The organism is Lysobacter gummosus (assembly GCF_001442805.1).
Classification (GTDB): Bacteria; Pseudomonadota; Gammaproteobacteria; order Xanthomonadales; family Xanthomonadaceae; genus Lysobacter; species Lysobacter gummosus.
Window position 1 is genome coordinate 3,352,002 of the sequence record NZ_CP011131.1, and the last position, 20,375, is coordinate 3,372,376.

Annotated in this window: 17 protein-coding genes, 4 tRNA genes and 1 pseudogene; 10 read left to right on the forward strand and 12 right to left on the reverse strand. The window is 66.6% G+C overall.

Going from position 1 to position 20,375, the window contains the following annotated elements; all coding sequences use genetic code 11:
* Positions 1-188: 188 nt before the first annotated feature.
* Complete coding sequence (locus tag LG3211_RS13660; RefSeq protein ID WP_083512530.1) at positions 189-1,682, forward strand: S8 family serine peptidase; 1,494 nt, start codon at positions 189-191, stop codon at positions 1,680-1,682.
* Positions 1,683-1,900: 218 nt separating this feature from the next.
* Entirely contained in the window at positions 1,901-2,248 is a 348-nt protein-coding gene (locus LG3211_RS13665) for a hypothetical protein (RefSeq protein ID WP_057943321.1), read from the forward strand.
* 308 nt (positions 2,249-2,556) lie between these two features.
* On the opposite strand, the gene LG3211_RS13670 is transcribed toward LG3211_RS13665, so the two are convergent.
* From LG3211_RS13670 to LG3211_RS13685, 4 genes are all read right to left on the reverse strand, one after another.
* Complete coding sequence (locus LG3211_RS13670) at positions 2,557-3,273, reverse strand: SDR family NAD(P)-dependent oxidoreductase (RefSeq protein ID WP_057943322.1); 717 nt, start codon at positions 3,271-3,273, stop codon at positions 2,557-2,559.
* The gene (locus LG3211_RS25720) at positions 3,273-3,833 is read right to left on the reverse strand and encodes a 2-amino-4-hydroxy-6-hydroxymethyldihydropteridine diphosphokinase (RefSeq protein WP_057943323.1); all 561 of its coding nucleotides are present in this window, start codon (positions 3,831-3,833) and stop codon (positions 3,273-3,275) included. Before LG3211_RS25720 ends, LG3211_RS13670 begins: the two co-directional genes overlap by 1 nt.
* 213 nt (positions 3,834-4,046) lie before the next feature.
* The gene (locus LG3211_RS13680; RefSeq protein WP_057943324.1) at positions 4,047-5,030 is read right to left on the reverse strand and encodes an NAD-dependent epimerase/dehydratase family protein; all 984 of its coding nucleotides are present in this window, start codon (positions 5,028-5,030) and stop codon (positions 4,047-4,049) included.
* A gap of 151 nt (positions 5,031-5,181) precedes the next feature.
* Positions 5,182-6,093: a LysR family transcriptional regulator gene (locus LG3211_RS13685; protein WP_057943325.1), complete on the reverse strand. Its 912-nt coding sequence runs from the start codon at positions 6,091-6,093 to the stop codon at positions 5,182-5,184.
* A 114-nt stretch (positions 6,094-6,207) separates the two neighbouring features.
* Here LG3211_RS13685 and LG3211_RS13690 point away from each other — a divergent pair, with 114 nt between their 5' ends.
* From LG3211_RS13690 to LG3211_RS13715, 6 genes are all read left to right on the forward strand, one after another.
* Positions 6,208-6,771, forward strand: a complete 564-nt coding sequence (locus LG3211_RS13690; RefSeq protein WP_057943326.1) for an ester cyclase — start codon at positions 6,208-6,210, stop codon at positions 6,769-6,771.
* A gap of 148 nt (positions 6,772-6,919) precedes the next feature.
* Positions 6,920-8,047 carry a hypothetical protein gene (locus LG3211_RS13695; RefSeq protein ID WP_057943327.1) on the forward strand — a complete coding sequence of 376 codons (1,128 nt, stop codon included), beginning with the start codon at positions 6,920-6,922 and terminating at the stop codon, positions 8,045-8,047.
* Between the two features lie 12 nt (positions 8,048-8,059).
* Entirely contained in the window at positions 8,060-9,289 is a 1,230-nt protein-coding gene (locus LG3211_RS13700) for a toxic anion resistance protein (protein WP_057943328.1), read from the forward strand.
* Positions 9,290-9,370: 81 nt separating this feature from the next.
* Positions 9,371-10,981, forward strand: coding sequence for a substrate-binding and vWA domain-containing protein (locus LG3211_RS13705; protein WP_148648899.1), 1,611 nt, complete (start codon positions 9,371-9,373; stop codon positions 10,979-10,981).
* Complete coding sequence (locus tag LG3211_RS13710) at positions 10,981-11,634, forward strand: hypothetical protein (RefSeq protein ID WP_057943330.1); 654 nt, start codon at positions 10,981-10,983, stop codon at positions 11,632-11,634. The genes LG3211_RS13705 and LG3211_RS13710 overlap by 1 nt, the downstream gene beginning before the upstream one ends.
* Before the next feature lie 10 nt (positions 11,635-11,644).
* Positions 11,645-12,142, forward strand: coding sequence for a DNA-binding protein (locus LG3211_RS13715; protein ID WP_057943331.1), 498 nt, complete (start codon positions 11,645-11,647; stop codon positions 12,140-12,142).
* A 24-nt stretch (positions 12,143-12,166) separates the two neighbouring features.
* Here the strand turns inward: LG3211_RS13715 and LG3211_RS13720 are convergent, their stop codons facing one another.
* Both LG3211_RS13720 and LG3211_RS13725 read right to left on the reverse strand, forming a co-directional pair.
* Positions 12,167-13,150 carry a lipase secretion chaperone gene (locus tag LG3211_RS13720; RefSeq protein ID WP_187313017.1) on the reverse strand — a complete coding sequence of 328 codons (984 nt, stop codon included), beginning with the start codon at positions 13,148-13,150 and terminating at the stop codon, positions 12,167-12,169.
* A 21-nt stretch (positions 13,151-13,171) separates the two neighbouring features.
* Positions 13,172-14,086, reverse strand: a complete 915-nt coding sequence (locus LG3211_RS13725; protein WP_057943333.1) for an esterase/lipase family protein — start codon at positions 14,084-14,086, stop codon at positions 13,172-13,174.
* 295 nt (positions 14,087-14,381) lie between these two features.
* On the opposite strand from LG3211_RS13725, the gene LG3211_RS13730 reads away from it, so the two are divergent.
* Positions 14,382-15,512, forward strand: a complete 1,131-nt coding sequence (locus LG3211_RS13730) for an AraC family transcriptional regulator (protein WP_187313018.1) — start codon at positions 14,382-14,384, stop codon at positions 15,510-15,512.
* A 70-nt stretch (positions 15,513-15,582) separates the two neighbouring features.
* Here the strand turns inward: LG3211_RS13730 and LG3211_RS13735 are convergent, their stop codons facing one another.
* Positions 15,583-16,491: a hypothetical protein gene (locus LG3211_RS13735; protein ID WP_148648901.1), complete on the reverse strand. Its 909-nt coding sequence runs from the start codon at positions 16,489-16,491 to the stop codon at positions 15,583-15,585.
* Positions 16,492-16,762: 271 nt separating this feature from the next.
* Here LG3211_RS13735 and LG3211_RS13740 point away from each other — a divergent pair.
* A tRNA-Leu gene (locus LG3211_RS13740) sits at positions 16,763-16,849 on the forward strand.
* A gap of 224 nt (positions 16,850-17,073) precedes the next feature.
* On the opposite strand, the gene LG3211_RS13745 is transcribed toward LG3211_RS13740, so the two are convergent.
* The 5 genes and pseudogenes from LG3211_RS13745 to uvrC all read right to left on the reverse strand — a co-directional run.
* Positions 17,074-17,149 (reverse strand) — tRNA-Gly (locus tag LG3211_RS13745).
* Between the two features lie 52 nt (positions 17,150-17,201).
* Positions 17,202-17,275, reverse strand: a tRNA-Cys gene (locus LG3211_RS13750).
* 136 nt (positions 17,276-17,411) lie between these two features.
* A tRNA-Gly gene (locus LG3211_RS13755) sits at positions 17,412-17,487 on the reverse strand.
* 172 nt (positions 17,488-17,659) lie between these two features.
* Positions 17,660-18,235: a CDP-diacylglycerol--glycerol-3-phosphate 3-phosphatidyltransferase gene (gene pgsA, locus LG3211_RS13760; RefSeq protein ID WP_057943336.1), complete on the reverse strand. Its 576-nt coding sequence runs from the start codon at positions 18,233-18,235 to the stop codon at positions 17,660-17,662.
* A gap of 146 nt (positions 18,236-18,381) precedes the next feature.
* A pseudogene (gene uvrC, locus LG3211_RS13765) lies at positions 18,382-20,226 on the reverse strand (excinuclease ABC subunit UvrC); the annotation flags it as partial.
* Positions 20,227-20,375: the final 149 nt, after the last annotated feature.

Sequence of the window (20,375 nt, forward strand, 5' to 3'; positions counted from 1 at the left end):
TGCGGGGCATCACCAATTCACGTGCTTTTTGTGCTTGCCGCCGCCGGCATCCGGGTGCGGGCGACGCCTACATTGGACCCGGGCGCTCCACCCGGGCGACACGATCGCGCCGCACCGCGAGGGCCCGCCCCTTCCGCCGCTGCCAGCGGCCTATCAACGTGAGGGCTTCGCCGATGTCGCACTCATCCATGCGCTCCGCTTCCCGGCCGCTCGTCAGCGGCCGCGCCGCCCGGGCCTGTCGCCCGCTCGCCATCGCCACCGCCGCCGCGCTCGCCGCCGTCTGCGCCGCGCCTGCCGGCGCCGGCGTGGTCAACGCCAACGGCCTGGAACCGGCCGGCCAGTACGATCAATTCATCGTCAGATACCGTAGCGGCAGCCGCGCGCATGTCGAAGCGGCGAGCCTGAACGCCGCCTTGTCCCGCGCCGCGACCGCCCCCGGCCAACCGCGGCTGGGCCTGGCGCATGTGCGCCGCATGTCGCTGGGCGCCGACGTGATCCGCGCCGATCGCCGCCTCGACCGCGTCGATGCCTTGGCATTGATGAAGCGCATCGCCGCCGATCCGGCGGTGGAATACGTCGAACCCGATTTAATGATGCGCACGCAGTTGATCCCCAACGACACGCGCTACAACGAGCAATGGCATTACGCCACCGGCGCGGTCGGCATCAACGGCCCCGGCGCCTGGGACCGGTCCAGCGGCGCCGGCGTGGTGGTCGCGGTGGTCGACAGCGGCTATCTGAGCCATACCGATCTCAACGCCAACCTCCTGTCCGGCTACGACTTCGTGGCCTCGGTGAACGGCCTGGGCCTGGCGTGCCTGTTCGCCGGCCTGCCCTACAACTGCGGCGGCGGCAACGACGGCAACGGCCGCGACAACAACGCCACCGATTCGTCCAACATCAAACACGGCACGCATGTGTCGGGCACCATCGCCGCGGTCACCAACAACAACCTCGGCGTGGCCGGCGTGGCGCGCGAGGCCAAGATCCTGCCGGTGCGCGTGCTCGGCAACAGCGGCGTGGGCCAGACCTCGGACATCGCCGACGGCATCGTCTGGGCATCGGGCGGCAGCGTCAGCGGCATTCCGGCCAACGCCAATCCGGCCGACGTGATCAATCTCTCGCTCGGCGGCGCACAGGCCTGCAGCCAGACGCTGACCTATCGCGACGCGATCAACGCCGCGACCAACAACGGCTCGGTGGTGGTCGTCGCCGCCGGCAACAGCAACACCGACGTCGCCGGCTTCACTCCCGCCAGTTGTCCCAACACCATCACCGTGGCCGCCAGCGACATCAACGGCAACCGCGCCTGGTATTCGAACTACGGCGCCGGCATCGACATCACCGCGCCCGGCGGCGAAACCTGTTCGCCGGCCACCGAGTTCCTGGCGCTGGGCGAATCGACCAGCGGCAAGTGCACGCAGAACCATACGCAGAACGGCGTGCTGTCCACCATCGACGGCAACGGCTACGGCTTCTATCAGGGCACTTCGATGGCCGCACCGCACGTGGCCGGCGTGGTCGCGCTGATGAAATCGTTGAAGCCGGCGCTGACCACCGCGCAGGTGCAGACCATCCTGACCAGCACCGCGCGGCCGATCGCCGCCGCCAAGTGCCCCGGCGGTTGCGGCCCGGGATTGATCGACGCCGATGCCGCGGTGACCGCGGCGCAAGGTCCCTGAACAAAGCTGCGCACGCCCATGGCCCCGGCGCGATGCCGGGGCCATTTTTTTGCCGAATGCAGCGAATGCAAGCGTAGCGGTCAAGCGAGCCGGAGCGATTTCGCAAGCAAGATGCGACGCAGTTTGCACTGCCGAAAACCCGATATCGCGTTTACGTACAGCTAACGTCTGCCTCCGGCACCATTCATGCACAGGGGTTCCCATGCGGAGCCAGAGCGATGACGACCACCTTGCAAGGCCGCCCCACTCCGACCACACCTGGGCTGAGTTACTGGGCCATTCACTACCGCGATGCCGAGTTCTACCGCGACGGATTGCACTTCAGCGACTATGCGCCGGCGTTCTACGTCGGTATTTCCGCGCACCTGGAACATCCCGATCGCGACTTCGACGATCCGCTGCTGGATCTGAGCGAACGCTACCAGCGCATCCGCCTGGGTTCGGCGCTGGACTGGGAGCATGCCCAGGACGCGGCGCGTTCGGCCTGGGAACGCGCGCGCAGCAATGCGCAGGCGGCGCGTCAGTATTTTCAGCGGCGCGTGGCTGAGCTGGTTGCCAGGGCTTGAGTTTTTTACTTGCGCATCCGTCGCTATTGGCGACGGATGCGTTTGCTTGCGTGCGATGCGGGCTCAATCGTCGAGTGATCAATTCTGCTCATCCCGAACGGAGCCCCTCTCCCGCTTGCCACCCAAGGTGACTTCCTTCGGGGCGCGGGAGAGGGGTTGGGGTGAGGGCGCGGTAGTCGCAGAACTCCACACAAGAGCATTCGCGCCTGCGGCGCTCATCCCCTCACCCCAACCCTCTCCCGCGAGCGGGAGAGGGAGATGAAGGCGATGCAATTTTTGGTGGCCACGTCAGTCGCCAACGGCGAACCTCAAACTTTGAACCGCCCCCCATCCACTCGCAAAATCTCGCCGGTGACGTAAGGCGCATCGCGCAGATACAGCACCGCTTCGACCACGTCCTCGACCGAGCCCATGCGCCCCAGCACCGTGCGCGCGGCGATCGCCTCTTCCTGCTCGGCGCGTTCGGCCGGGTCGCGCACCGACGGCAGCACGGTGCCGGGCGCGACGGCATTGACGCGGCACGGCGACAACTCCGCCGCCAATGCGCGGACCATGCCGGCGCCGGCGGCGCGGCTGACCTGATAGGCCGAATGGCCGGCGAAGGAACGGTCCAGATAGGTGTCGAGCAGCATCACCACCGAACGCAGCGGCCGGCGCGCGTGCAGGCTGACCACCAGTTCCCACGGCGCCAGCAGGTTCACGCGCAGATGCCGTTGCAGGCGTTCGCGTTCTTCCTCGATCCGGCCCGGGCCGCCGTCGGCCGCGCCAAGCGCGCCCCAGGCGTAGCCGCGTTCGAACAGCGACGCGCTCAGCACCACGTCGGTGATGTCCGCCTCCGGCAACGCCGGCAGCGGGTCGTTCATGTCCCAGCACCACTCCAGCACCGGCGCACAAAACGGTTCCGGGTCGCTGTCCGCGCTGCGCCGGTGCGCGACCACGCGCTCGTCGCGGGTCAGGCAGGCCTCGGCGATGGCGCGGCCGATGCGGCGCGAGGCGCCAGTAACCAAGGTGATCCGTTGCGACATCAGCCGGTCTCCCGTTGCGATGCACTCGCCGTGCGGTCGGCGTGTTCGCGCAAATGACGCTGCACGAAACCGGCGCTGGCGAAGCTGTAAAAGCCGGTGGCGTTTTGTTCCGCGCGAAACCCGCGCTGCTGCGCCAGCGCAGCCAGTTCGCCCTGCAACGCGGGCAGCGCCAACTGCTGCAAGCCATGAAACAGATACGGCCGCCCCGGGTCGTAACGCGTCTGCCATTGCGGCGCGATGTCGATGCCGCCGAGCAGATCGATGTCCAGCGGCACCGGCATCTGCCGACGCGGATCGCGTTCGCGGCCGAAATCGGCTTCCAGACGCTTGAAGCGCCGTTCCAGTGCGTCGATCGCCGGCACCGCCGTGTATTCCAGCGCCAGCATCAGATTGACCGTGGCGCCGCCACGATGCGGACGATGGCGATCGCCGTAAAGCTCGGACACCGCGCGCACGCCGGCGACCTCGACATCGGCCGCGAGCAGCACCGCGGCGTCGAGCAGATTCTCCACCCGCGCGCCGTCGCTGGCGCCCAGGCAGATCAGCGCGATCCAGCTCATGCGCCGCGGGCCTGCGCCGCACCGCGGCGGTGTTTCATCGGCGGATCGGGTTCCATCGCCCAGCGCTCCTGGTTGCCCGCGCTCCGACCCAGAGGGTGGAAGCGCTCGAATATCGCGCGATCGCGGCGGCGGGCCGGGCGATCGCTCCGATCCGCATTCTAGCCGCCTGACCTGGATTTCTCCTGCCTCGCGCCGCGACCGCCCTGCCCCGGCTCACGCCACCGGATACGGCATGTCGTCGAAGCGCTGCGCGTGATAGCCCTTCACCCCGACCTCATGCGCCAGCGCGCTGCGGAAATCCAGGCCGGCGCGCAGGCAGTCGAGCACGTAGCCGAAACCGAAGCGCGGCTGCCAATGCAGATCGCGCCGCGCGGCGTCGTTGACGTAGACGCGGTCGAGTTGCGCGAACAGCTTCCAGCCCTTGGCCGCGTACAACTCGCGGCAGTCCGGAAACAGGCGTTCGACCACGGCGGCGGCGTCGCGGCTGAGCGCGGGCAGATCCTCGCGCGAGAACGGCGTGGTCGCCGAAACGATGTAGCGGCCGAAGCCCAGCTCCGGCGCGCGCTCGATCGCGCACAGATGGGCCTGGACCACGTCGTCGATGTCGGCGCGGCGATACAGCAACTCGTTGGCCTGCACGTTGGCCGATTCGAACACCTCGCGCACCGAGGCGTCGTCATCGTCCTCGGGGAAGAAGCGCGAAGTGCGCAGCACCAGCACCGGCAGCTTGTGCTTGCGATGGAACAGTTCGCACAGGCCTTCGGCGGCGATCTTGGTGGTGCCGTAGATGTTCTTCGGAATCGGCGCGACCTGCTCGGTGATCCAGGTCGCCGGCTCGCCCGGCCCCGGCGTCAACGCCGCGCCGAAGGCGCTGGTGGTGCTGGTGAACACGAACGACTCCACGCCCGCGGCCAGCGCGGCCTGCAGCAGGGTCAGCGTGCCGGTGAGGTTGGTGTCGATGAAGTCCTGGTAGCTGTGCGTGGCCACGTGCGGCTTGTGCAGCGTGGCCGCGTGGATCACGCAACGCACGCCGCGCATGGCCTCGGCGACGAAATCGCGATCGGCGATGGAGCCGACAAGGTCGGTGAACGCGGACGGCTTGATGTCCAGCCCGCGCGCCTCGCGCGATTGCGCGCGCAGGCGGCGCATCAGGCCTTCGCCCAGGTGGCCGGCGCTGCCGGTGACGAGGAGGGTCATGCTGCGTGCTCGATGAACTGAAAACGGGCCGCGCCGCCGCGGGTCAACGCCGGCGCGATGGCGGTGGGATGCGGCCAGAGTACAAGGCGAGGCCGGACGCGGCCATGTACAAGTGTCACAACCGCGGCCGCGGCCGATGCCGCGAGGCCATTCACGCGCCGGGCGGCGATTCCCATCGCCAGGCCGCCTGCAAGCGTTCGCGCAGGTAATCGACGAACGCCCGCACTCGCGGCGCCAGATGCGCGCTGTGCGGATAGATCGCATGCAAGGGCGCGGCGGCGACGGCGTAGTCCGGCAGCACGCGGCGCAAGCGGCCGGCGGCGAGATCGTCGCCGACGTCCCAGATCGATTTCAGCGCGATGCCGGCGCCGGCCAGCGCCCAGGCCAGGACCACGCCGCCGTCGTTGCTGACCAGCGTGGCGTCGATGCGCACGCTGACCGGTTCGTCGCCGATGAAGCGCCATTCCGCGCTCGGCGAATCGCCGATGACGATGCAGCGATGGCGGATCAGATCGGCCGGATGCGCGGGTTCGCCGTGTTCGCGCAAATACGCCGGCGCGGCGCAGACCACGCGGTGATTGGGCGCCAAAGGCCGCGCGATCAGGCTGGAATCGGCCAGGCTGCCGAAGCGCACGGCCAGGTCCAGGCCCTCGCCGACCAGGTCGATCAGGGCGTCGCTGAGCTGCAATTGCACGCGCAGCTGCGGATGCAGACGCTGGAAGTCGGCCAGGATCGGCGCGATCCAGCGCCGCCCCAGATCGTGCGGCGCGGTGATCCGCAGCAGGCCGCCGATGCTGGCGCGCTGTTGCGACATCAGCGCCTCGGCCGCTTCGACCTCGGCCAGGATGCGCACCACTTGCGCATGCAGCAGCCGGCCTTCTTCGGTCAGAGTCTGGCGGCGGGTGGTGCGCTGGAGCAGACGCACGCCCAGCGCCGACTCCAGTTGCGTCAGCCGCTTGCTGACCACCGCCAGCGACAAATCCAGCTCGCGCGCCGCCGCCGACAGACTGCCGGCGCGGACGATGCGATCGAAGGCCAGCAGGTTGGGCAGGTTGTCGATCATCGGCGGCCACTGTTCGCTTTATGGAAATAGTACCTGGGCATTGGCGCGGTATTTCAACGCGGATCGTTGACTGAACATGGGCCTCCCGTCCCATCCCTCATACGGAGCCTGCCCATGCCCTCGCCGCTTTCCCGCCCCGCCGCCCTCGCCGTCCTCCTTGCCTTGGCCCTGCCCGCCGCGCGGGCGGTCGCTGCCGAATCCGTTGCCGAGCCCCTGCTGCAGCCGACCAAGATCGTCACCGATACGCCGATCGCCACCCCCGCGGCGGCGGCGCGCGTCCTGGCCGCGCGCCGCTACGCCAGCTTCTGGAACAACGGCGACCCGGCGCTGGCCCGGGCCGCACTGGCGCCGGACTTCATCGATCGCACCCTGCCGGCCGGCCGCGCCCAGGGTGTGGACGGGCCACTGCAGGCCTCCAAAACCATGCGGCAAGCCATCCCCGATCTGCGCTGCCAGATCGAGCAACTGATCGTCGCCGGCGATCGCGCGACCGTGCACCTGCGCTTCCGCGGCCATTTCACCGGCCGCTTCGGCGATACCCAGGGCCGGGGCCAGACCATCGATTTCATCGCCACCGACATCTACCGCATCGGCCGCGACCGCATCGACGAGAACTGGCATATCGAGGACAACCTCGCGCTGCTCAAGCAACTGGGCATGCTCGGCGACAGTCGCTGAGCCGCTTGCCTCTATCGCGATACGACCGAGCGTCGGCGCCTCCCGCGCCGGCGCTCGCGTCCAATCTAGCCCCGACGGACGGCGCCGCGCTGTCAAACATAGGTCATACATAGCCCATACGCTTGCGCCAGCATAAGGAGATCCACAGATGAGGAAGATCCTCGGCCCCGCTCTGGCGGTGGTGTTGCTGGCCGGTGTCGTCATCGGCATCGTGTTGTCCTTCAGCGGCAAGCGCGACAGCGATCGCGCCGCCGCCGCGGCCGATCAAGCCCAGGCCGCCGCCGCGAACCGCATCACCGTGCGCGTGCTCACCGGTTCGGAAAAGCTCGAATTCCTGCGCGATCCCGAACTGGCCCAGGCCCTGCTCGCGGACAACATCGTGCTCGACGTGCAGAAAGCCGGCTCGCGCGAAATCGCCACCCGCCCGGATCTGAAGACCTTCGACGCCGCCTACCCGGCCGGCGCCGCGGCGGCGCGCAAGATCGCCGCCGCCACCGGTTCGCGGCGCGTGTTCAACAGCTACTACACGCCGATGACGGTGGCGAGCTGGAAGCCGCTGCTGCCGACCCTGGAAGCCAACGGCATCGTCGGCAAGAAAGGCAATGCCTATTTCATCGTGGACATGCGCAAGCTGGTCGCGCTGATGGAGCAAGGCACGCGCTGGAAGGATCTGCAGCCCAACCCCAATTATTCCGTCAGCAAATCCGTGCTGATCACCAGCACCGACGTGCGCACCAGCAATTCGGCGGCGATGTACCTGGCCCTGGCCAGCTATCTGGCCAACGGCGACGACGTGGTCGCCAACGAGGCCGGCGCCGACCAGGTCGCCGACCGGCTGGTGCATCTGTTCTCCAAGCAGGGCTATCAGGAATCGAGCTCGTCCGGTCCATTCGAGGACTACGTGACGATGAAGATGGGCAAGTCGCCGCTGGTGATGATCTACGAGCAGCAGTTCCTGGAGTACGCGTTCAAGCACAAGAGCGTGGACCCGGACATGGTGCTGCTGTACCCGCAGCCGACCGTGCTGACCAAGCACACCATCGTCGCCCTCAACGACAAGGGCGCGCGCTTCGCGGAAGCCTTCGAACGCAATCCCAAGGTGCAGGCGATCGCCGCGCGCTACGGCCTGCGCGGTCCGGACAACGCGGCCTTGTTCGACGATGCGAAGGCGCGCGGCATCGAGGTGCCGCAATCGCTGGTCGATGTGGTCGATCCGCCGACCTACGACATCCTCGAACGCATGATCAGCCGCATCGAAACCAAGCTCGGCCACTGAAGGAACGCCCTGATGAACAGCGACGTCAAGCAAGAACCGCAAGCGCAGACGCTGGCCGAACCGGTCGCGCCGCTCACCCTGGAAATGCCGGAACCGGCGATCGCCGTGCGCGAGCCCGATCAGGCCGCGGCGATGATTCCGTTCAAGGACGAAACCCAGCAACAGGTGCTGACCCAGGCCGACCAGTTCATCGCCGACCTGCTGGCGCTGGATCCGCATTCGGAAGATTTCCGCAGCCGTGTGGACAGCGCGTTCCGCCTGGGGCGCAAGGAAATCGGCGACAGTACGCTGCTGACGAACAAGTTCCTCGACAAGAACTTCATCTCCGACGCCGACAGCCCGGCGTTCAAGGTGATGAGCCAGATGCGCATCCTGTTCGAAGACCTCAATCCGGCCAATGAAGGCGATCTGTTCAGCGCCTACAAGATCCTCGGCCTGATTCCGTTCGGCAACAAACTGCGCGCCTACCTGCAGCGTTTCGACTCGGCGGGCGAATCGATCCGCAAGACCATCGACAACCTGTACGGCGTGCAGGACGAACTGGCGCGCGACGATCAGGCGCTGTACGGCACGATGCAGAAACTGCTCGAAGCCATGACCAAGCTCAAGGCCGCGGACGTGTTCGCCGAGCAGCTCGACACGCGCCTTTCCACCGCGCTGGATTCGCTCAAGGCCACCGACCCGGCGCGGGCCAAGGCGGTCGAACAGGAAGTGCTGTTCTACGTGCGCCAGGCCAGCGTCGATATCAAGACCCAGATTCTGGTGTGCATCAACGGCTACAAGATGCTCGAAGGTCTGCGCAAGACCGGGCGCGAGCTGCGCAACGGCTGCGACCGCATGGCCACCATCGGCATGTCGAGCCTGTCGATCGCCGCCACCCTGGCGCGCGCGCAGGGCTATCAGATCCAGGTGATGGACGCTCTGAAGTCCAGCTCGAAGGCGATCGAAGGCCTGATCACCTCGACCTCGACCCAGTTCGGCCAGCACGTGGACCGCGTCGCCGAGTTCCAGTCCAATCCGCTGATCGGCGTGCAGACCCTGCAGACCGCCTTCGACACAACCTTCGCCGCGCTCGACCGCATGGACGAGTTCCGCAGCAAGTCGATCGCCTCGATGGGCACCAACATCGAACAACTGCGCGGCCTGATCGCCACGGGCGAGGCGCGCATGAACCGCGAACGCGAGGCGATCGCGGCAGTCAAGCACAGCGTGCCGGCGGTGAGCGGGCCGGTGGCGCTGTAAGCCGCGCCCGATGGCGGCACCGAACCCACATTGCACCGTCACTCCGGCTCCGGCCGGAACCGCCACAGGATGGCCGCGACCATGATCCGACTGATGCGTAACGCCCTGCTCGCCTTCGCCGTACTCGTGCTCGCCTCGTGCGGCGGCGGCAACGGCGGCGGCTCCAATACCGGCGGCGACAGCCGGCCCGCGGCCGACGCCTTCACCGTGCTGGCCGGCTCGGAGTTGAAGGACGTGGAAACGCAGTTGTCGGAAGACATCCGCAAGGCCACCGGCGTCAAGCTGCACTTCACCTACGCCGGCACCCTGGATGCGATCGACCGCCTCAACGCCGGCGAGAATTTCGATGCAGTGTGGGTAAGTCACGGCAAGTATCTGGCGATGAACCCCGCGCTCAAGCAGCGGCTGCTGGCGCAGGACAAAGTGATGCTGTCGCCGGTGGTGCTGGGCGTGAAAGCATCGAAAGCGCGCGAGCTGGGCTGGGACACGGGCGAGCCGACCTGGAAGGACATCGCCGAAGCCTCGCGCAGCGGCCGTTTCAGTTTCGGCATGACCAACCCGACTTCCAGCAACACCGGCTTCACCGCGTTGATCGGCATCGCCTCGGCGCTGGCATCCAATCCCGATGCGCTGACCCAGGCCGATGTCGCCAATCCCACGCTCAAGGCGTTTTTCCAGGGCCAGCGCATGACCTCGGGCTCGTCGGGCTGGCTCGCCGAAGCCTACGTGCGCGATCAGGCCAAGGTCGATGGCCTGATCAACTACGAATCGGTGCTGCTCAGCCTCAACCGCGACGGCAAGCTGTCCGAGCCGCTGGTGCTGGTGTATCCCAAGGAAGGCATCGTCACCGCCGACTATCCGCTGATGCTGCTGCAGGCCGGCAAGCGCGCCGACTACGACAAGCTGATCGCGTTCCTGCGTTCGCCGGCGTTCCAGACGCGCTTGTCGGAAGCGACCTTGCGCCGTCCGGTCAACCCCGACGCGACCGCCGCCGCGGCCATTCCCAAGCGCACCATGATCGAGCTGCCCTTCCCCGGCCAGCCGCAGGTGATCGAACAACTGCTGGAAGGTTTCCTCGCCGACGTGCGTATTCCGGCCAGCTCGCGCTACGTGCTGGATCTGTCCGGCTCGATGGCCAACGACGGCCGCATCGAGGCGATGAAGGCGGCGATGGCGACCCTGGCCGGCGCCGAAGCCGGCTCGCTCAGCGGCCGCTACGCGCGCTTCCAGAAACGCGAACGCGTCGGCCTGCTGCCGTTCTCCAACCAACCCGGGCCGACGCAGTTGTTCGACATGGGCGACACCGCGCAAAGCAGCGAGGCCACGCTCAAGGCGATCGGCGCGGCGGTCGCGCCGATGCAGCCCGACGGCGGCACCGCGATCTTCGACAGCGTGCGCAAGGCTCTGGAAGAACTGGCGGAGGAAAAACGCAGGAACCCGCAACCGCGCTATTACACCGTGGTGTTGATGAGCGACGGCGAGAACACCGAAGGCAGCGGCCTGAGCGAATTCCTCGCCTGGCACGCGGCGCAGGACGAAAGCCTGCGCTCGATCCGGGTGTTCCCGATCCTGTTCGGCGACGCCGACGTCAAGGAAATGAGCGCGCTGGCCGAAGCCACCGGCGGCAAGGTGTTCGACGCCAAATCCAAATCGCTGACCCTGGTGTTCAAGGACATCCGCGGATACCAGTGATGAACGATCTGATCGCGCCGACGCCGATGCAGAAGTTGCGGCTGTATCTGTACAGCAATCGCAACATCGCCGGTTGCGTGTTGGGTCTGCTCGGCCTGGGGCTGTTGTTCGCCGGGGTGATCGATCGCGGTTGGCCGTTGATCGTGCTGGGTCTGTACGGGGTCGGCGCTCTGGGTTGGCCGCGCAGCACGCTGGCCGAGTCGATCGTGCAAACCGAAATATCCGGCGAGGCTTTGGTCGAGCATCTGCAGCGGCTGGTCAAGCAAGTGGCCCGGCATATGCCGCCGGCCGCGCTGGAAAGCTTGCGCAACATCCAGCAGACCCTGGAAGAACTGCTGCCGCGGCTGAGCGAACTGAAACGTTCCGGAGCGATGTCGGCGCAGGCCGCGTTCACCGTGCAGGAAACCCTGCGCCGCTATCTGCCGGACATGCTCTCCGGTTACTTGAAACTGCCGCCGATCTTCGCCAAGACCCAGGCGCTCAAGGACGGCCGCACCGCGGCGCAGACCTTGTCGCAGCAATTGCAGCTGTTGGACGAATCGCTCAAGCGCATCGCGCGCGACGCCTTCGCCGGCGACGCCGAATCGCTGATCGTCAGCGAGCGCTTCCTCAAGGAAAAGTTCGACGCCAAGTCGGCGTTCGAGCTCGCCTAGGAGACCGCCGATGCCGGCCGAAGACAATGCGCTGTGGAAGATCCGCGAGGAACTGATCGGCGAAGGCCTGTTGCCGGGCGCGCCGATGCGCGCGCCGCTGGAGCAGGCGCAACTCGACGACATCGCCTGGCGACTGTTGCGCGCGGGCGTGCAGCCGACCGTGGAAAGCCTGCGCACCGTCTACGGCCGCGGTTCGCCCAATCGCCTGCATCCGATGCTGCGCCAGTTCTATGCCGGGCTCGCCACGCGCCTGCAGTTCGCGCCGCTGGCCGAGGACGTGCCCGCGCCGCTGCGCCAGCTGTGGCTGCAGGCGCTGGACCTGGCGATGGATGCGGTGACCGCGCGCCATGCCGCGCAGTCGGAGGAACTGCGCCGGCGCGAGGCCGAACTCGATCGCCGCGAAGCGGCCCTGGCGCAGCGCGGCGGTGACCCCGCTGCGCCGGTGCTCGGCAACGCCTATCGTCGCGACAGCGCCGCGCGTGCGCGCGGGGACAGTTCACAGGACTGAGCCGGACCCGGGGCGCTAACCCCATCAGCGCGGCAGCAGATCGTTGCGAGCCAGCGCATCCACGCGCAGGCGCTCGGTGGCATCGAAGCGATGCGCCAGCAATTCGCTCAATCGCGATTCGCGCTGCGCCGGCGACAGGCGCGTATCGCTGAGAATGCTCTTGCGCGCCGAAGCGTAGTCGCGCAAGCGGCCATCCCAGGCGGCGCGCTGCCGATCCAGCGCCGCCAAACGCTGCGCGGCCTGGGCGCCGTACTCTTGTTCGCGTTCGGCGTAACGCTGCGCCGCCGGCACGTCGCGGCGGATGTAGTCCTCGCTCTGCGCCAGGGTCCGCTGCGCCGCGTCTTCCTCTCGGCGCAGCGCCTGCCGCGAAGGGTCCAGGCTCTGGTCGAGTTCGCCGAGCCGACGCGCGCGTTCCTCCGCGCTCAGGCTGGCGTCGGCAAGCACATCCTGGCGCGCCAGGGTGTAATCGAGATAACGGTCTTCATCGCCCCACCACGCCTGCGCGATCTGCTCGCCCATGCGCTGCGCGCGCAGGCCGCGCAGGCGCACGACCGCGGCGCGTGGATCGCCGCCCTCGCCCGCCAACGTCGATGCGCTGCGTTGCAAGGTCACATACGAATCGAACCACGCCAGCACCTGCGCCACTGCGCCCTGATCCAGGCGCGCGCTCAGATAGGCGAGCAGATCGGCGCGGATCTGCTGTTCGTTGCGCTCGCCGATGCGGCTGATGAAATAGTCGAACAAGCGCCGCAGCTCGCGATCGGCGATGGGATGGCCCTTGCCGTCGAGGTGCACGGCGCCGTCAGCAACGGTCCCGCGCAGCGAATCCCTCGCCGTTGCGGCCGCCATCGCCGTCGCGGCATTGCCCTGCACCGGCGCGATTTCGGCCGCCGATTCGTCGATCACCGCATCGCCGCGCGCCTGTGTCGTGGCCAGATGGGGCGCCCGCCCTTGGGCACCCCACCACAGCAGTCCGCCGGCCGCGACAGCGACAGCGACAGCGAGCAAGACGATCCTGCCCCGCATCGCTTACAGCCCCAGATTCTTCAGGCGATTGGCATGCGCGCGGTACACCGTGACCGGATCGGAGGAGAACACCGAGCGCAGGCCGAAGGTCTGGTTGACCGAGTCGAAGTGGTTCCACAGGTAGTCGTCACGCAGCACTTCGCCCCAATGCGAGGAGCACTGTCCGACGATGCCGTCGTTGGGCGCGCCGAGGTAGGACAGGCTGACGGCACCGGCGGTCAGATCGGTCGGATCCAGCAGATTGGTGGACACGCCCACGCCACCGAAGGAGTAATAGCGCACGCCGTCGACGACCGCCGCACCGCTGCCGCATTCGCTGGACGGCTTGCCCTGCGGATAGTGCTGGTTGAATTCAGCCGCACCCTTGGAACTGAGCTGATTCAAGGCCGCCAAGGCATCGGCTTGCCCGCCCATCAGCGAGGCGAAGGCGTTGATCACGCCGGCGACGATCGGACGCAGCGGCGAGCCTTCCGGCAGTACAGCACTGACCAGATCGGCCGGAGCGGTGCCCGCATGCGGCGTATGGCCGGTGGTCACCGAGGCCACCAGGTCGGGACGCACCGCGGCGACGTAGCGCACGGTCAACCCGCCCTGGCTGTTGCCGAGCAGATTGAACTTGGTATAGCCCTGGGTGGCCTTGAGATTGTCGAGATACTTGATGAGTTCCTCGCCGCGCACCTCGTCGGAATTGAAGCCGGGCAACTTCGCCGCATACACGGTGGCGCCGCCGGCCTTCAACTCGTCGGGAATGTTGTAGAAGGTGCTGAAGCCCAGCACCTGATCGGACGAGGCGAAGCCGTGGATCAGCACGATCGGGTATTTGGTCTTGGTGTAAGTGTCCGCGGCGGCCGCCGGCAGGATCGCCGCAGCGCTCAGCGCAGTTGCGACGGTCAGATTCAGCAGGGTCTTCTTCAACATGACACGCACTCCATCAAAGATGGTTCGGGGGAAACCGCACGCACTCGGCGCGCGGCCATGCATAAGTCATCCAGCATCCAAGCTCGGCGCGTGGGTGCGCGCGGGCCGGATCCGCTGCCGTGGACGCGATCGCCCTGTCGGCTGAAGCGGTACCGCGCTAGGAGGCTAAAGAACGGCCTGAACGGCCTCAATGGCGGAATCGTCGCGATTCATTGGCAAAATCGCTCAGCCGTGATGCACGTCGCTTATGACAGTCAGGGCATGGCCAAGGGTGGCGCTATCGGGACTTGGGCTTTTGCGGGTATTGGTGCATAAAACCAGATCCTGCCGCAGGGGCCGGAACAGCCGGCAGGCTTCCCAGGACAGCGAAACGCCAGCGATGTCATCCGAGTCAGCCAGCACGCCGAACACGGCTTCGTCAAACTACAACCGCACGGTTTCGATTCACTTCGTGCATGCGGCGCTGCGCGGCGCCCGACAGCGAGGCGAGGCGGTTGAACCTCTGCTCGTACCTGCCGGCATTCCCGCGTCGGCGCTCGACGAGCCGCGCGCACGCGTGAGCTTCGAACAGTACGCCCGACTGCTGCAATCGCTGTGGCGTCATATGGACGACGAACTACTCGGTTGCGGCCGGCATCCGCTGCCGCTGGGCAGCTTCGGCATGATCTGCCGGGCGATCATCCACAGCAACTCGATGGGCCAGGCCATGTCCCGCGCCAGCCGCTACTACGCGCTGCTGCAGGGAGGGCGCGCGGATTTCATGATCGCCCGCGACGGCGATCTCGGCTATTTGATCATCGAAGAAGCCCAGAACACACTGCCCGATCATTTCCTCGCCGAGACGCTGCTGGTCGCGGGGCATCGGTTCGCCAGCTGGCTGGTAGGCGATTCGATTCCACTCAAGCACGTGGATTTCAGCTTCGCGATGCCCGTCTACAAGCGCGAGTACGAGATCATCTTCGCCGCGCCGCTGCGCTTCGACGCCGAGCGCACCGCGCTGTGCTTTCCCGCCGCCTTTCTGGACGCGCCCGTGGTGCAAGGCGACGACAGCTTGCGGGTGTTCCTGCGCAACTCGATCTACGAGCTGTTGTTGCGACGCGAACACGGGAAAAAAGTCAGCGCGCAAGTGCGGCGCATGCTCGGCCACGACGAAGACGGCTCGACGCTGCACCTGGAAACCGCCGCGGAACGACTGGCCATGAGTCCGCAGACATTGCGTCGGCACCTCAAGCGGGAGGGAAATACCTTCCAGGGCATCAAGGACGGATGGCGCCGCGACACGGCCATCACGCTGTTGGCGGAAACCCCGATACCGATCGCGGAAATAGCCCGGCGCGTGGGATTCTCCGAATCGAGCACCTTCCACCGCGCGTTCAAGCACTGGACCGGCTTGCAGCCCAGTGCGTATCGCACGCTCAAGCCCTAGCCTTCGCACCGACAGATTCTCGGTCTGCTGCGGGGGAAGAAACCTTTCAAGTTCCGCAGCAGCCCAGAGATCAACTTCTGTAGCGGCCCATCTGCGCTCCCAGACCGCCGACGGCGTGGCCGTCGGGTGAGTACATCGTATTTTCCGTGAGCGTGGACGCGCCGCGCCCGGTCATGGTGTTGCCGTCTTTCATCGCCAGATCGATATTGAGCGCGGTCTGCGCGAACAATTGGATCGTGCAATCTCTGCCGAGATTTTCGCCGATTTTTAAACCCCGGTGTATCGCGATATCGGCCAGCCGCCGCCCGCGCTCCAGCGCGGCGAGCGGCTCGGCATTGGTCTCGCCCACTCCGACCAGGCCTGGGCGATAGTTGTCGTCGATGCAGCGCTGCGCTGCGCCAAGCCCGCTCAGGCTCGGATCCCACAGGCCTCGCGTTTTTTCGACGAATCTCGCGTCCATCCGCACCAGATTGTCCAGCTCGGCCTCCGGCAACGCGGTGAGTTCCTCGCGGGAACGGCCGCCGATATTCAACAAGCTGTGCGGATCGGCGATCAAGCGCTCCATGTCCGCGAGCACATCGCGCGAGTGATTGCGCGACCTCGTGGCCTCCCGCTCCCGCGCCACCGGTCCGCTAGCCGCTTGCGCGAGGTTCGGCTTGCGAATCCCTGCGTTCGCCAGGCGGGTTCCGTCGTCGAAGCGATCGTATGCCGCACGAAGCAATTCGATTCGACGGTTCCCGCTCATGCCGATCTCTGCGGTCAGCTCTTCCACCCGGCGATATTTGGCGATGAACCTTTCCGATACAGGCACACCCTTGCCCCACCTCCAATGATCGGGATCATATTCCTGCATGTAGGCCAGCACGCCAGCCAATGTCACCTCATCGGCGGTAGTACGGCCTGGGCCGGAAAGGTTGCGCAACTGGACGAGAAGGTCTTGCTTGGATGAACCCGCCTGATTCGAATTCTTGTTTCCCACCGAATGTCTCCCCACACGCGAATTGCCGGGCTGATGGGGAACAAAACGTTGGAGGGCAGTGGTCGTGAACGGAGCGGTGCGTGAACATGCAGCCGTACACCAGTCGCCTAATCAATGACGATGCCACAATCGCTCAGGGGAAAAATTTCGCGACACTTTCCGCCAGCATGACAGCGAGATCGACGTGACGCCTCGACCAGTGGACGGTAGCGAGTCGGGGGAGCGCCCGGGTTTTGCCGGATAGGCTAAACTACGCAGGTCACCGCACCGTGCCCGGATGGCGAAATCGGTAGACGCAGCGGACTTAAAATCCGCCGGCCTCGCGGCCGTGCCGGTTCAAGTCCGGCTCCGGGCACCACGATCGCGACAATCCAACTGTGGGATTGTCGCATTGAGTCGATCGCACACGTTCGCGAACACCCCGAACTGCGGCCTGTGAAGAACTCTCTCCGCCCTGCCTGTGCCCGGCTACCCAGGCAGACACGAGCCCCCAACAAAAATCGCAGGCAACAAAAAGGGGCCAAGGGCCCCTTCTTCACAGCGTCGGATTTCGGTGAAGCGTTCGAACTTGCGACGCCAAGATGGAGCGGGAAACGAGACTCGAACTCGCGACATCTACCTTGGCAAGGTAGTGCTCTACCAACTGAGCTATTCCCGCTGAAACCTGGTTGAAGAAACGGCCGGCCTTGCGACGGATCGTCTATTCGAATTGGAGGCCGAGGTCGGAATTGAACCGGCGTACGCGGATTTGCAGTCCGCTGCATAACCACTCTGCCACCCGGCCGGTGACGCGACACATACTGCCTGCAGCCACGAATCCTTGCAATCATCGACTGCGCACATTCGCTTATAAAAAAAACAAAACCCCGCGAGGGGGTTTAGTTTCTAAGACGATCTCGTTGCCGAAATTATCTTGAATCTGGAGCGGGAAACGAGACTCGAACTCGCGACATCTACCTTGGCAAGGTAGTGCTCTACCAACTGAGCTATTCCCGCGGAGGAAGCGATATTTTAGGCATCGAAAGAAAACTGTCAACCGTTTTCTTCACACCCCGGCACCTCGCGGCCCGGTGACCGAACCGCCTGCGCAGCCCGCCGCATAAGGCTGGCTGCGATGCGTCCCTCCCCCGGCCAGGGGTCGGTTCGCGCCCGAGCGTTCCGTTTCCGGTCAGCTCGAAGGCTTGTTCGTGTCCGCGTTCATTATAGGCCATGCGGCGCGCAAATAGGCCAGTCCGGACCACAATGTCAGCAACGCGGCGGCGGCCAGCATCCACTCGCCGATCCGGAACACCGGCAGTCCCAGCAGGTTTTCCTGATACAGCAGGCACACCAGCGCGACCATCTGCACGATGGTCTTGATCTTGCCGATCGCGGCGACCTTCACCGCCGCGCGCTGGCCGAGTTCGGCCATCCATTCGCGCAGCGCCGACACCGCGATCTCGCGGCCGACGATGACCGCGGCCCACAAGGTCATCCACACGGTCGGGTGCTTTTGCACGATCAGCAGCAGCGCGACGGCGACCATCAGCTTGTCGGCGACCGGATCGAGGAAGGCGCCAAAGGCAGAGTACTGGTCGAAACGGCGGGCGATCCAGCCATCCAGCCAGTCGGTGATCGAGGCGAAGGCGAAGATGAACGCGGCCGCGAAGTTGGTCCACGGGAAATCCAGGAAAAACACCACCACCAGCACCGGGATCAACACGATCCGCGCCAGGGTCAGCATGGTGGGTATGGTCAACTTCATCCTTCGCTCCGCTTGCTGTCCGGCGCCGGATCGGCGGCCTCGGCTTGTTCACTGCCGGCATCCGCGCCGCCGGCCTTTGCACTGCGCGTTTTCCTGCGTCCCGCGGCCGCGGCCTTGGGGGTGGTGCCTGAACCTGCGGGCGCCGGGGCTTCGGCCGGCGCGTCCAGCCCGTGCAGGGCGGCGTAGATGCGCTCGGCCAAGGCTTCGTTGACGCCCTCGACCCGGGAGATTTCCTCGATCCCGGCGGCCTTGAGACCGCCCAGACCGCCGAAATGCTTCAACAGACTAGCGCGTCGGCGCGGGCCGATGCCCGGAATATCTTCCAGCCTACTGCTGTTGCGTGTCTTCTGACGACGGCCGCGATGGCCGGTGATGGCGAAACGGTGCGCCTCGTCGCGAACCTGCTGGACCAGTTGCAGCGCCGGCGACTCGGCGCCGGGGCGGACGGTGCGCCCGTCGGGCAGCAGCAGCTCCTCGTCGCCGGGGCGCCGGGCCGGGCCCTTGGCCACGCCGACCAGGATCAGGTTCTCGACCCCGAGCTCCTCCAGTGCCGCGCGCGCCTGCGCGACCTGCCCGGCGCCGCCGTCGATCAGCAGGATGTCGGGCATCACGCCGTCTGACCGGCCCTCCACCACGCGGCGGAAACGCCGGGCGATGGCCTGGTTCATCGCTGCGTAGTCGTCGCCCTCGGTGATGCCGGTGATGTTGTAGCGCCGGTACTGGCCGCGCACCGGACCTTGCGCGTCGAACACCACGCACGAGGCCACCGTGGCCTCGCCCATGGTGTGGCTGATGTCGAAGCATTCGATGCGTTGCGGCAACGACGGCATGCGCAGCAGATCGCGCAGCGCCTCGGCGCGAGCGAGCTGGGCGGCGTGGCTGGTCAGTTCCGTGCCGAGCGCGAGTTCGGCGTTGCGGCGCGCCATATCGACATAGCCGGCGCGCTCGCCGCGCACGTTGGCCTTGATCTGCACGCGGCGTTCGCCGGTCGCGGAGAAGGCCTGTTCGAACAGTTCGCGATCGGGCAGATCGCGGTCGAGCACGATCTCGCGCGGCGGAGTCTGTTCACCGTAGTACTGCGAGATGAAGGCGGTCAGCACTTCCTCGGGGTTGTCGCTGCCGCGGGTCTGCGGGAAGAACGCGCGCGTGCCCAGGTTGCGGCCGTCGCGGAACGCCAGCAGCAGCACGCAGGCGGCCGCGCCCTGCATGGCGATGGCGAGCACGTCCAGATCGGCGGCGCGGCCGTCCACGTATTGGCGCGCCTGCAGGCTACGGATGCCGGCGATCAGGTCGCGGATGCGCGCGGCGTCCTCGAAATCCAGGCGCACGCTGGCCGCTTCCATGTCGCGGGCCAGTTCGTCGGTGAGTTCGTCGCTGCGGCCTTCCAGGAACAGGGCGGAGCGGCGCACGCTCTCGGCGTAGTCGCGCGCCGGCACCAGGCCCACGCACGGCGCGCTGCAGCGACCGATCTGGTGCTGCAGGCACGGCCGCGAGCGATTGCGGAACACGCTGTCCTCGCAACTGCGCAGGCGGAACAGCTTGTGCATCAGGTTGAGCGTGTCGCGCACCGCGCCGACGCTGGCATAGGGGCCGAAGTAGCGGCCGGCGACCGCGCGCGGGCCGCGATGCATGGCGATGCGCGGCCAGGCTTCGCTGGTCATCAGCACGTAGGGGTAGCTCTTGTCGTCGCGCAGCAGCACGTTGTAGCGCGGCTTGAGCGACTTGATCAGCTGGTTTTCCAGGATCAGCGCCTCGGCCTCGGTGCGGGTGACCGTGACCTCCATGCGCGCGGTCTGCGACAGCATCGACATGATGCGCGCGGACTTGGGCGTGGCGTTGAAGTAGCTGGAGACGCGATTGCGCAGCGCGCTGGCCTTGCCGACGTAGAGCACGCCGTCGTCGGCGCCGATCATGCGGTAGACGCCGGGCGCGGTGCTGAGCTGCTTGACGAAGGCCTTGCCGTCGAAGGGCGCGGGCTGGGCGGCCGTCATGCGCGTACGGCTCCTGCGCACGCGCGAGCGGCGACGGAATCGAGCGGGCTGGCTGGCGAGAGAGCGGGCGTCGCGGTCACGGACATCGGTCGGCTAACGGCTGGGGCCCGGAGGCCGGCGTAATGAATGGATAAGGCTTGAATTGGGCT